The organism is Leeuwenhoekiella sp. LLG6367-2.1, assembly GCF_045055775.1.
Lineage (GTDB): Bacteria > Bacteroidota > Bacteroidia > Flavobacteriales > Flavobacteriaceae > Leeuwenhoekiella > Leeuwenhoekiella aequorea.
Map to the genome: position 1 here is coordinate 703,619 of NZ_CP159331.1, position 12,319 is coordinate 715,937.

Below are 12,319 nucleotides of genomic sequence, written 5' to 3' on the forward strand. Positions count from 1 at the left end.
TATTTATTAACCATTCTAAATATTATTAATCAAACCTGTCTACAAATCTATTCCAGTAAGTTATTGGGGTTTAACAAAATTAAACAATTTAACAAGATATCCCGTTAAAAATTATACAATACTAGATTAACGACATATTCTTAATAAAATACATTCAAATTGAAAAATTCTGAAAATATATTGCTCAATACTTTTGATATAGCACCATTTGATAAAATTGATGATGCAGATTATAAACCTGCAATTGAAGCCGCTATAAAAGAAGCTCGTTTAGAAATTGATGCAATTTCTAATTCTATTGAAGAACCTACATTTAAAAATACAATTGCTGCATTAGATTTTGCCGGTTATAAATTAGATCGGGTGACCAGCGTATTTTTTAATATCAATAGTGCAGAGACAAACGATAAAATTCAAAAGACTGCTCAGGAAATATCACCATTATTATCTGAATTTTCAAATGATATAACTTTAAATGAGGCCTTGTTTAAACGTGTTAAAGCAGTTTATGAATCACGACACCAATTAGATCTCACTAGAGAAGAATTTGTTTTACTCGAGAAAAAATATAAAGGGTTTGCTCGTAATGGTGCAAACCTCTCTGAAGATAAAAAAAGTCGTTTACGGAAAATTGATACCGAACTCTCTAAACTTGCTTTAACTTTTGGAGAGAATATATTAGCCGAGACTAATAAATACGAATTACATATTACAAATGAATCTGATTTAGCAGGTTTACCAGAAAGCGCTAAAGAAGCTGCTGCTCAAACTGCCGAGGAAAAAGGAAAAGATGGCTGGATTTTCACACTAGAATATCCAAGTTATATTCCTTTCATGAAGTATGCTGAAAACAGAGAACTTCGTAAAGAAATGGCTCTTGCTTTTGGCGCAAAAGGTTTTCACAATGACGAGCTCGACAATCAAAAAAATGTTCTCGAAATTGTAAATCTACGTCACGAGCGTGCAAATCTTTTAGGCTATAAAACTCATGCGCATTTTGTTTTAGAAGAGCGTATGGCAAAGACACCAGAGAATGTTACTCGTTTTCTTGAAGATCTGCTGGAAAAAGCAAAACCAGCCGCTGAACTTGAATTTAAACAACTAGAACGTTTTGCAAAAGAACGTGACGATATAGACCAACTCCAAAAATGGGATAGTGCTTTTTATTCAGAAAAACTAAAACAAGAACTTTTTGAATTAGATGACGAACTCCTAAAACCCTACTTCAAATTAGAAAATGTAATAGAGGGTGTATTTACGATTGCAACTAAACTCTATAATCTGAGATTTGTTGAAGTTTTTGGTATTCCTAAATATCATAAAGATGTCAAAACCTATCAAGTGTTTGACGAGAAAGATAATTTTATTGCGCTCTTTTACGCAGATTTTCATCCGCGTGCAGGAAAACGCGGAGGTGCCTGGATGACGCAATTTAAGGGTCAGTTTATAAAAGATGGTATTAATGAACGTCCACACGTTTCTAACGTTTGTAATTTCACTAAGCCTACAGCTTCAAAACCGTCTCTTCTAACCTTCAACGAGGTTACTACCTTATTTCACGAGTTTGGTCACGGTTTACATGGAATGCTGGCAAATACCACCTATCCTAGTTTATCAGGACCTTCTGTGTTTTGGGATTTTGTAGAATTACCAAGTCAGATTTTAGAGAATTGGTGCTATGAACCAGAAGCTCTAGCGCTTTTTGCTAAGCATTATGAAACTGGAGAAACAATTCCTATGGTACTAATTGATAAAATTAAAAAAGCAGCCAATTTTCAAGAAGGTATGCAAACATTGCGTCAATTAAGCTTTGGTATTTTAGATATGTCTTGGCATGCAGCAGATCCTAGCGGAATAACTAATGTTAAAGCTCATGAGGAGGCAGCATTTGAAAACACGAAGCTATATCCTGAAGTTCCCGAGAACTGCATGAGTGTTTCTTTCTCCCACATCTTCCAAGGAGGTTACTCTAGCGGTTACTACTCTTACAAATGGGCAGAAGTGTTAGATGCTGATGCTTTTGCTTATTTTCAAGAAAATGGTATCTTTAATAAAGAAGTAGCAACAAAATTTAAGGATTCCATTTTATCACAAGGTGGTACTGAAGATCCAATGGTTTTGTTCAAACGCTTCCGCGGAAAAGAACCTAATCCTGAAGCTTTATTAAAGAGAGCAGGGTTAATAAAATAAAACTCATATGGCCAATTGCCCTAATTGTGATTCTAAATTAGCTACTCAGAAAATTATAAAAAGTTTCTGAGTTTAAAATCCTATCCTCCTATTGTGTGCAAGAGCTGTGGGATGATTCTATCTCACAAAATTAATAATAGATTATATGGTGGGCTGGCTGCTATCCTTGGAATAAGCGTGGGGTTATTATATATTAATTTGAATAATCTAAATGTAGAAAACATGCTTATCGGGATTATTTTAGCAGGTATTTCACTTGTTTTAAGTTCGATTTTTATAACTAATTTTCTTCATTTTGAAAAACAATAATAAGATCCTCAAGAGTTATGCTTTTGAGGATCTTATTTATTTTTTTCTGCTATCCATTTGCTCATAAATTTTGAAGCCTGTAACGATTGGTGCCAGAGCATAGATCCTGTAAAATTTGACTTGCGGTGTGGTATTAAATTCTGTTTTAACGCGCTAAGACTCTTTGCAAATTCGGGTTGCCATTTACTAGCTAGAAAACGCTCATTTATAACCTCTATACCATTAGCTCTTGCTTGAAGCCAATTATCTTCATTGGTATACAACTCAATTGCTGCTTGAGCAAAGAGAGCCGAATCGTCAGTCACGATCCCGTTAAATGGCAATTCTCCATGCATACCTTCAGCTCCAACTGTGCTGGTAACTGCTGGAGTTCCACATTGCATTGCTTCCAATAATTTTCCTTTTAAACCCGCTCCGGTAAGAAGCGGCGCCAATAGTACACGTGCATCCTCAATAACTTCAAAAGCACTTTCGGCTCTACCTAAAACATAAAATTTCTCGTTAGGATTATGCAGTTGCGTATTCTTTTCAGCAGGATATGACCCATAAATTCGCATTTCCGCTTGAGGCAATTCTTTCCGAATTAATGGCCAAATTTCTTTTTTTAATTGAAGTACAGATTGCCAATTAGGTTCATGTCTAAAATTGCCTATCGTAACAAAGTGAGCGCGTTCCTCATACCTTTTCCAATTAGTACTGGTAGAAGACGTCACTTCATCGACCATAAAGGGCAGGTAAAAAATTTGCTGTTTAGGAATTCTAAAGTATTCCTCTAAAAGTTGCATTTCAGCTTCAGAAATTACAAGGGACAAATCACATCGATAGATACTTGCTATTTCTCGCTTAGCAAAATCATTATCTAAAAAATCTTCTGTAAAGGGAACACCTGCTTTTAATGCCGCTTCCCTACCCTTGCGTAGTCCGTGGAGATCTATAGTCTCCAGAACGCGTATCGCATCTGGACATTGTTCTTTTACACGCCACCCAAACTGCTCTTCGATAACAAATTTGTCAAAAAGAACTAAATCTGGATTAAGCGTTGCGATATACTGATCAAAGGATACGTCATTCAATTTTATTTCTTGAGTTGTTATATCAAGATTTTCCAGATCTTCTGCATAATTTGTTTTCCCGGCTGCACATGCAAAATGTATTTTATATCCCTGGTTTTGCAAAGCTCTTAGCAATTGAAGTATGCGAGCTCCTGCTGCAGAAGAAACCGGCTCAGGCCAGACGTTACCTATAATTAATGCTTTCATCCTGCAAATATACTTCTCCCTAACTAATAAATATGTTTCACTTATTACTGAAACTTTCAAATATTTAGTATATTTAAATATGGAATTTACTGATGCAAAAGCACAATTTTTACAGACCTGGGGAGCTTTGGGCTCTCAATGGGGAATTAATAAAACGATGGCTCAGATTCACGCGCTTTTAATGATCTCACCAGAATCACTTTCTATGGAAGAAGTTATGGAAGAACTTAAAATTTCGCGAGGAAATGCCAGTATGAATTTACGTGGTCTTATCGATTGGGGAATTGTTTATAAAGAATACAAACCCGGAGAGCGTCGCGAATATTTTGTTGCAGATCAAGATGTAGATTCTTTAGCGCGTAAGATAGCGATTGAACGCAGCAGACGCGAGGTTAAACCAGCTTTACGCGTTCTTGAAGGGGTTAAAAACTTTGATGATGATTCGAGTAAAGAAGCACAAAAGTTCAAGAAAAAGACACAAGAGTTACACGACTTCGTCGAAAAAGCAGATACCATGCTTGAAAAAATCATTAATCAGAAAGAAAACTGGATTACAAAAACCATTATGAAGTTAATGACCTAAAAAGGGTTTGTGATATGTTATCTCAACTACTTATGCTGAATTTAAACAAGACATTAAAAATAAAAAAACCACCTGTTGATCAGGTGGTTTTGTTTTTTATGAAATATTAAATGGCTGTTACGCTTCTTCCATATATTCCTCAATTGGAGCGCAAGTACAAATTAAATTACGATCTCCGTAAGCATCATCTACACGACGCACAGTAGGCCAGAATTTATTATCTGCAACATATTCCAAAGGATAAGCTGCTTGCTCTCTAGTATAAGGTAAATCCCACGTATCTGCGGTAAGCATATGCAAAGTGTGAGGAGCATTTTTCAGAACATTATTTTCATCTGCTATAGTAGCCGCATCAATCTCTTTTCTAATTGAGTTCATTGCATCACAGAAACGATCTAGTTCTGCCTTACTTTCACTTTCAGTAGGCTCTATCATCATTGTTCCTGCAACAGGAAATGATACTGTAGGAGCGTGAAAACCATAGTCTATAAGACGTTTAGCAATATCTACTACTTCTATACCATTATCTTTAAATGGGCGGCAATCTATGATCATCTCGTGAGCAGCGCGACCCATTTCACCAGAATATAAGACTTCAAACGAACCTTTAAGTCGCTCCTTTATATAATTTGCATTTAAAATTGCTGCCTCAGTAGATTCTTTAAGTCCGTCTGCACCTAGCATTTTTATATAAGCATAACTAATTAAGCAAACAAGTGAAGACCCCCAAGGCGCAGCAGATATTGCTGAAATCGCTTGAGATCCGCCTGTTTTAATTACCGGGTTTGTAGGTAAAAATGGTACGAGTTGTTCGGCAACACATATAGGTCCTACACCAGGTCCACCACCTCCGTGAGGGATCGCGAATGTTTTATGTAAATTAAGGTGACATACGTCTGCACCTATTCTTCCAGGATTTGTTAATCCTACCTGTGCATTCATATTAGCGCCATCCATATAAACCTGCCCACCATTCTCATGAATAATACCGGTAATTTCCTGAATTGCACTTTCATAAACTCCGTGCGTAGATGGGTAAGTAACCATTATGGCAGATAAATTATCTTTATATTTTTCTGCTTTCTGGCGTAAATCTTCAACATCAATATTTCCAGATTCAGTAGCCTTTGTAACAACTACCTTCATCCCCGCCATTACCGCACTTGCAGGATTCGTTCCGTGTGCAGATGATGGAATTAAACAGATATTACGGTGACTTTCACCTCTGCTTTCGTGATACGCTCTAATTACCATTAAGCCGGCATATTCTCCTTGTGCGCCAGAATTAGGTTGCAATGAAGTACCTGCAAAACCAGTGATTTCATTTAACTGACTTTCTAACTTAGTTAGAACTTCTTGATAACCCTGAGCTTGCTCTACCGGCACAAATGGATGAATTCCTCCCCATCTCGGATCACTTAACGGAAGCATTTCTGAAGCCGCATTTAATTTCATAGTACATGAACCTAAAGAGATCATACTATGATTAAGAGACAAATCTTTACGCTCTAACCTTTTAATATAACGCATCAACTCTGTTTCAGAATGATAGCTATTAAATACAGGGTTAGTCATAAATTCAGTCTTGCGACGTAAATTATCTGGTAACGCATCAAGTTCTAGAAGTTCTTCTAAAGCAACAAATTCTTTATCTAAAGCCTGAGCAAAAACTGAAATTATAGTGTTTAAATCAGCTAAACTTGTAGTCTCATTTATAGAAACCGAAACTGTATTTTCATCTGGATAATAGAAGTTAATCTCATTAGCCTCTGCGATATTCTTAAGTTTAGACCCGTCAATTTTGACGCGAATAGTATCAAAATATCCTGTATTAAGTTGGTACAGACCTAATTTTTCTAAACTATCTGCTAATGCAGTTGTGGTACGGTGAATTTTTGTAGCGATATATTTCAACCCTTGAGGGCCGTGATATACTGTGTACATACCAGCCATAACAGCTAGTAAAACTTGTGCTGTACAAATATTTGAAGTGGCTTTATCACGTTTAATATGCTGTTCACGAGTTTGCAACGCCATACGCAAAGCACGGTTACCATTACGGTCTTTAGTAACACCAATTATACGTCCGGGAATATTACGTTTATATTCTTCGCGTGTAGCAAAATACGCTGCGTGAGGTCCGCCATATCCTAAAGGAATTCCGAACCGTTGAGTAGTACCCACTACAACATCTGCACCTAGATGTCCCGGAGATTCTAACAACACAAGACTCATAATATCTGCAGCAACTGCAACTTTTATATCAGCTTCTTTAGCTTTAGAAATAAAGCCTGCATAATCGTGGATTTCTCCACTTGCGGCAGGGTATTGTAATAATGCTCCAAAATAATCTGAACCAAATTCAAATTCTTGAGCATTTCCTATAACTAACTCTACACCTACAGGAATAGCTCGCGTTTGTAGTACAGAAAGTGTTTGTGGTAAAATTTCTTTATCAACAAAGAACTTAACTACATCATTCTTTTTTTGATCACGACTACGTACAGCTGCAAGCAAGGTCATAGCCTCTGCTGCTGCCGTTGACTCGTCCAGCAAAGATGCATTTGCAAGCTCCATACCGGTAAGGTCTGCAATCATCGTTTGAAAATTGAGCAAAGCCTCTAGTCGACCTTGAGCAATTTCTGCCTGATAAGGAGTATAAGCAGTATACCAACCGGGATTTTCTAAAATATTGCGTTGTATAACTGCAGGAATTTTTGCCTCGTGGTACCCTAAACCTATATAGGTTTTAAACAATTTATTTTTACTTGCTAGCGAATTGATATGAGTTGCGTACTCATATTCACTTAACGCAGGTTCTAAGTTTAAGGGCTTCTTTAATTTTATACCATCAGGCAAAGTCTCAAAAATAAGCTGATCTATAGTATCTGCTCCTATCGCTTTCAACATCTCCTCTTTCTCTTCCGGTCTTGATCCAATATGCCTTAAAGCAAAAACATCTGTTCTCATATGCAATTTGTGTATTTTTAGATGCGGCAAAATTACGATTTCAGTTATGAATAAAACTGTATGAAACAATGACTTTTTCAACCACTTAATACACTTATTAACAGTTAAAGTATATTTACGAAATGAAGCTAGTAAGAGGTCTATTTGATTTTTATATCAATAGCAGTATGCACGTTGCATTTGCTGTACTTTGCTTGTCGCTGGTAACTCAAAACGAACTGCATCTTGAGGTAGGTTTTTTATTTAATTACTTTTTATTCTTCGGAACAATAACCGGCTATAATTTTGTGAAGTATGCTAGTCTGGCCGGGTTACATCATAGAAATCTCACCGATAAATTAAAGATTATTCAGGCGTTTTCATTTCTATGCTTCTTAATATTACTGATAATTCTATTCCAATTTGAATTTCAGTTTTATATCTATTGCATTCCCTTAGTCCTATTGACGTTATTCTACGCATTACCCGTTATGCCGCAGAAAAGAAATCTGAGACACATACCTACTTTAAAAATTTTTATAATTGCAGCTGTCTGGTCTGGAGTGACCACCTATTTACCTGTAGTTTATAAGGAAGCTGTTTGGGATTGGGATGTTACTCTAATTTTAGTACAAAGATTTTTATTTGTACTCGCTTTAATCATTCCGTTTGAAATACGAGATGTAAAATATGATAGTGAGCATTTAGGCACATTACCTCAACTATTGGGCATAAAAAAAACCAAACTTTTTGGCTTGGCTCTACTTGCAATCTGCGTGACTTTGGAGTTTTTTAAAGTATCGATAACTCCTTATTTAAGAGTAGTACACTATTTAGTAATTGGACTTACGGGACTGGCAATATTACGAGCTTTAAAAAATCAATCTACGTATTACGCATCCTTTTTTGTAGAAGGAATACCCATTCTCTGGTATTTATTTGTTTTGATCTTTAGCCAATTCCCGATCTAATTCCTGCTGAATACGCTTCTTACAATCTTCGGGCATCTTTTTGCACTTAGGGTCATTTATAAGCTTGGTCAATCGCAAATTGCGTTCTGAATAATCAGAGCAATGCTTACAAACCATATTATGGACAACCACACTAAGTTTCTCAAATAGAGAAGCATCTTTATATTGAACCTTATCACAAAGGTGACCTGCCTTTTTACAATTTACAAATAGTTTCATCTCTTATAACCAGTTTTCTTCTAAGCAACTCGCCAGTGCTGTGCGAGCCCTGTGAATGATTACCCATAAATTAGACGGTGTAATATCAAATTCTTTACAAATAGTTTCAGTATCCTGACCTTCAATTGTTTTTTTCCTAAATATTGCAGCCTGTTTCTCTGGCAATTTATCTATACACGCATAGATCGCAACACCTAGTTCTGTATTTTCTAAATCATCTTCTGCAGTACGGTCAAAGGGATCTGCAACGCGCTCTTCTAACCAGTCTCCGGCTTCTTCATCGCTAGCATAGTTCATACGAACTTCAGCCTTCCCCTTATTAGAATTTATTTTACGATAATGATCTATAATTTTACGCTTAAGAATAGAAATTAACCAAGTACGTTCACTAGCTTCCCCTTTAAAATTCTTCATCGACTTTAACCCGGCAAGAAAAGTCTCAGAAATAATATCTTCAGCGATCTCTTTATCACTAACTTTTACAATCGTGTAATTATAAAGGTAATCTGAGTATTTATCAACCCATTTTTGGGGATTGAGCTGGTGGTCTGCCATAATTGTTAAATCTGTCGTATCAACATGATGCAAATCTACACAAATTATAGGTTGTAAGCTTCGTAGAATTTTGCATATGCACAAGCCTTTTTATTATCCTTACAAATCTCTTTAACTAAATGCGAGCAATCACTTACTTTTACATTCGTTTTTAAAATAAATAAATCCGAAAATTCAAATATCCACGCTGTGGAAAACTATCAAAGCTGTGTACGAAAAAACTTTTCCCAATAAACGATATGCTATAACAGCAAGGTTTCTCCAAGAAGTATTGCCCGAGGGAAGTTCTATTCTAGACTTAGGCGTAGAAAATCCGTTTTCTGAAATTATGAAAACACAGGGTTACCACGTCCAAAATACAACGGGTGAAGATCTGGATGTTGACACAGTAGTCGCTCAAAATACAACTGCAGACGCAGTAACTGCATTTGAAATATTTGAACATTTACTAGCCCCTTTTAATGTTTTGAAGGATATAAAATCAGACAAACTTGTCGCAAGTATTCCTCTAAAACTTTGGTTTTCTCCCGCATATCAAAATAAAAATGATAAATGGGATAGGCACTATCACGAATTTGAGGATTGGCAATTTGATTGGTTATTAGAAAAATCAGGCTGGGTTATTAAGAAACGAGAAAAATTTACACATCCAGTCAAAAAAATTGGCTTTAGACCTTTATTACGCTTGTTTACACCCAGATATTATTTGATTTACGCAGAGCGAAAATGAAAATTGTAATAATTATACCTGCATATAACGAAGCATCATTAATCAGTTTGACACTAGATTCTTTACTGAATCAATCTTATGCAGCACATAAAATTGTAGTAGTTGATGACGGCAGCTCTGATGACACCGCTGCCGTGGTAAAAAGCTATGCAGTAATTCATGATACCATTCAGCTTATTCAAAAAAAATCTGAGGCACTTCATCTACCCGGCAGTAAAGTAGTACAAGCCTTTAATTATGGTTTAACACATTTAACTACAGACTATGATTTGCTTTGTAAATTTGATGCAGATTTAATTTTTCCGGATAATTATTTAGAAGTATTGGTTTCAAATTTTCAAGCGAATCCCAAGTTGGGAATGTTTGGAGGGTTTTGCTATATCGAACAAAACGGCACTTGGCAATTAGAAAACCTAACAAATAAAGATCACATACGAGGCGCATTAAAATGCTATCGTAAAGCTTGTTTCGAATCTATTAATGGCTTGAAAACAGCGATGGGATGGGATACTTTAGATGAATTACTTGCGCAGTATCATCAATGGGAAGTAGCGACAGATCAAAATTTAAAAGTCAAGCATTTAAAACCTACGGGGCACACCTATACTTCTAAAGCAAGATATAAACAAGGTGAAGCTTTCTATGGTATGCGCTACGGCTTATTTCTCACAACAGTTGCTTCTGGAAAACTTGCTTTCAGGAAAAAGAGCGCTAAATTGTTTATAGATTATTTAAAAGGTTTTTTTCTGGCACAAAAAAAACACCTACCCTATTTAGTTACTAAACAGGAAGGTGTTTTTATACGTAATCTTCGCTGGAAGAAGATCAAACAGAAATTACTTTAGAGCCTCAGAAATTACAGTTCCAGATATCCCATTAGGGAATTCTATCCCAAGTAATACTGAAATCGTTGCGGCTATATCCGGAATTTCAGTTTTATTAGCCGTTTTTCCATTTTTTATTCCGTTTCCGTAAAATAATAAAGGAACGTGTGTATCATAACTAAATGCAGAACCGTGTGAAGAGCCCGTTCCGCCACCACTTAAATAACCAGGATCAAGCACGATAAATACGTCTCCGCTTCGTTTTTGATTAAATCCTTTCTGAATGAGAGAAGCTACACCAGTATCATAAGATCCTTGCTCCATCTGTGCACGAGTATATACCATAGCAACTGCCTCATATTGTAAAGCAAAATGCTTAATATCCTTTTGTAATTCTTCAGCATTGATGCCCTCATCGGCAAGCACGTTGTAGCTAAAGAAAACCTGATAATTTGAAATATCTTCAATAAGATCATTTCGCCCATACTTTTTAGCCACAAAATCCTTCAATTCTTTGTTAAATTGAGATCCTTTAAAATAACCAGAAGGAATTTTTAAACTCGTTAGGTAAGAGGGCACATCTACAGCCCCGTGATCTGCAGTAAGAAATAAAGTGTAATTCCCTTCTCCTACTTGCTCATCAAGCGCTTTAAACAAACGTGCTATATCTTTATCTAGGCGCACATACGTGTCTTGAACTTCTTTAGAATTTACTCCGAAGTTATGCCCCACATAATCTGTAGAACTATAACTTACGGCTAAAAAGTCTGTATCCTTATCTAATCCTAATTGCTCACCTTCTAAAGCTGCAATAGCAAAGTCTGTTGTTAATGAGTTTCCGTAGGGTGTATTTTTTATAATATCAAAGTTTCCGTTTTGCGACCCTAATTTCTTAAGATCATACGGAAATGATGCTGTTTCTTTTCCTCTAAACCCGCCTTCAAAATTATTTTCATCACTTCCACTTTCTATATATTCAGTTATGGGCTTGTAGGTATCCCAAACCTTCATATAAGATTGTGCTATTTTCTTATTATTAAAATCTTTCACCCATTTTGGAAGGGTTTCCATATAATACGTACTGGTGACAAAAACGCCTTCATCAGCCCCGTGAAACCAGTATGCTCCGTTTGCAGTATGCCCAGCAGGAAGAATAGAGCCTCGATCTTTTATTGCAACTCCTATAGTTTTACCTCGCATCTGAGTATGCATTCTATTTTCATCTGTAACGGTACTTGTTTTCATTCTACGAGGAGACATTTGCCCTACCCCTACATTTGTTGTACCTACAGAAGCAACGGTAGTATCTTCTACACAATACACCTCATTTTTTTCAAATTTATTGTACCAGTTATTTGAAATTATACCGTGGTTTTGGGGCGTAGTCCCTGTATAAACAGATGCGTGTCCAGGGCCTGTATAAGTAGGAGCGTAGTTAAAATGATTATTTTGACAATCAAAACCATCACGTTGTAAACGTTTGAAACCATCATTGCCATAATGATTGGCAAAACGAGTTAAATAATCATACCGCATTTGATCTACCACCACACCTACTACAAGTTTGGGTTTTTCATTGTTAGCCTGACTAAAACCTTGCAAACCCGCTGCCATTAAAATACCCAGCGAGAAAGACTTTAAAAGAGTAAAATTCATTGTTTATTTAATTTGTTACACAAAACTAATCCTTTGGTTTAATAATAAGATTAAGTTAATCTTAAATAGGGGGC

At 36.1% G+C, this 12,319-nt stretch carries 10 protein-coding genes; 5 read left to right on the plus strand and 5 right to left on the minus strand.

Annotated elements, in window-relative coordinates; all coding sequences use genetic code 11:
- Positions 1 to 159 precede the first annotated feature (159 nt).
- Positions 160 to 2,190, plus strand: coding sequence for a M3 family metallopeptidase (locus ABVM53_RS03185; protein ID WP_405329377.1), 2,031 nt, complete (start codon positions 160 to 162; stop codon positions 2,188 to 2,190).
- Positions 2,191 to 2,531: 341 nt separating this feature from the next.
- On the opposite strand, the gene ABVM53_RS03190 is transcribed toward ABVM53_RS03185, so the two are convergent.
- Complete coding sequence (locus tag ABVM53_RS03190) at positions 2,532 to 3,758, minus strand: glycosyltransferase family 4 protein (RefSeq protein ID WP_405329380.1); 1,227 nt, start codon at positions 3,756 to 3,758, stop codon at positions 2,532 to 2,534.
- 79 nt (positions 3,759 to 3,837) lie between these two features.
- Here ABVM53_RS03190 and ABVM53_RS03195 point away from each other — a divergent pair, with 79 nt between their 5' ends.
- Positions 3,838 to 4,341, plus strand: a complete 504-nt coding sequence (locus ABVM53_RS03195) for a GbsR/MarR family transcriptional regulator (protein ID WP_405329383.1) — start codon at positions 3,838 to 3,840, stop codon at positions 4,339 to 4,341.
- A gap of 117 nt (positions 4,342 to 4,458) precedes the next feature.
- On the opposite strand, the gene gcvP is transcribed toward ABVM53_RS03195, so the two are convergent.
- A complete protein-coding gene (gene gcvP, locus ABVM53_RS03200) occupies positions 4,459 to 7,311 on the minus strand; it encodes an aminomethyl-transferring glycine dehydrogenase (protein ID WP_405329386.1) in 2,853 nt (950 codons plus the stop codon).
- A 122-nt stretch (positions 7,312 to 7,433) separates the two neighbouring features.
- Between gcvP and ABVM53_RS03205 the strand changes: the two genes are divergently transcribed.
- Positions 7,434 to 8,261, plus strand: coding sequence for a hypothetical protein (locus ABVM53_RS03205; RefSeq protein WP_405329389.1), 828 nt, complete (start codon positions 7,434 to 7,436; stop codon positions 8,259 to 8,261).
- On the opposite strand, the gene ABVM53_RS03210 is transcribed toward ABVM53_RS03205, so the two are convergent.
- Together ABVM53_RS03210 and ABVM53_RS03215 are read right to left on the minus strand one after the other, a co-directional pair.
- Positions 8,226 to 8,480: a hypothetical protein gene (locus ABVM53_RS03210; protein WP_405329392.1), complete on the minus strand. Its 255-nt coding sequence runs from the start codon at positions 8,478 to 8,480 to the stop codon at positions 8,226 to 8,228. The two genes, ABVM53_RS03205 and ABVM53_RS03210, sit on opposite strands and share 36 nt — an antisense overlap.
- Before the next feature lie 3 nt (positions 8,481 to 8,483).
- On the minus strand, positions 8,484 to 9,035 hold the full coding sequence (locus tag ABVM53_RS03215) for a sigma-70 family RNA polymerase sigma factor (RefSeq protein WP_128757694.1): 552 nt from the start codon (positions 9,033 to 9,035) through the stop codon (positions 8,484 to 8,486).
- A 208-nt stretch (positions 9,036 to 9,243) separates the two neighbouring features.
- On the opposite strand from ABVM53_RS03215, the gene ABVM53_RS03220 reads away from it, so the two are divergent.
- Together ABVM53_RS03220 and ABVM53_RS03225 are read left to right on the plus strand one after the other, a co-directional pair.
- On the plus strand, positions 9,244 to 9,765 hold the full coding sequence (locus ABVM53_RS03220) for a methyltransferase (RefSeq protein WP_405329395.1): 522 nt from the start codon (positions 9,244 to 9,246) through the stop codon (positions 9,763 to 9,765).
- Entirely contained in the window at positions 9,762 to 10,610 is an 849-nt protein-coding gene (locus ABVM53_RS03225; protein ID WP_405329398.1) for a glycosyltransferase family 2 protein, read from the plus strand. The genes ABVM53_RS03220 and ABVM53_RS03225 overlap by 4 nt, the downstream gene beginning before the upstream one ends.
- On the opposite strand, the gene pafA is transcribed toward ABVM53_RS03225, so the two are convergent.
- The gene (gene pafA, locus ABVM53_RS03230; protein ID WP_405329401.1) at positions 10,602 to 12,245 is read right to left on the minus strand and encodes an alkaline phosphatase PafA; all 1,644 of its coding nucleotides are present in this window, start codon (positions 12,243 to 12,245) and stop codon (positions 10,602 to 10,604) included. The genes ABVM53_RS03225 and pafA overlap by 9 nt on opposite strands.
- Positions 12,246 to 12,319: the final 74 nt, after the last annotated feature.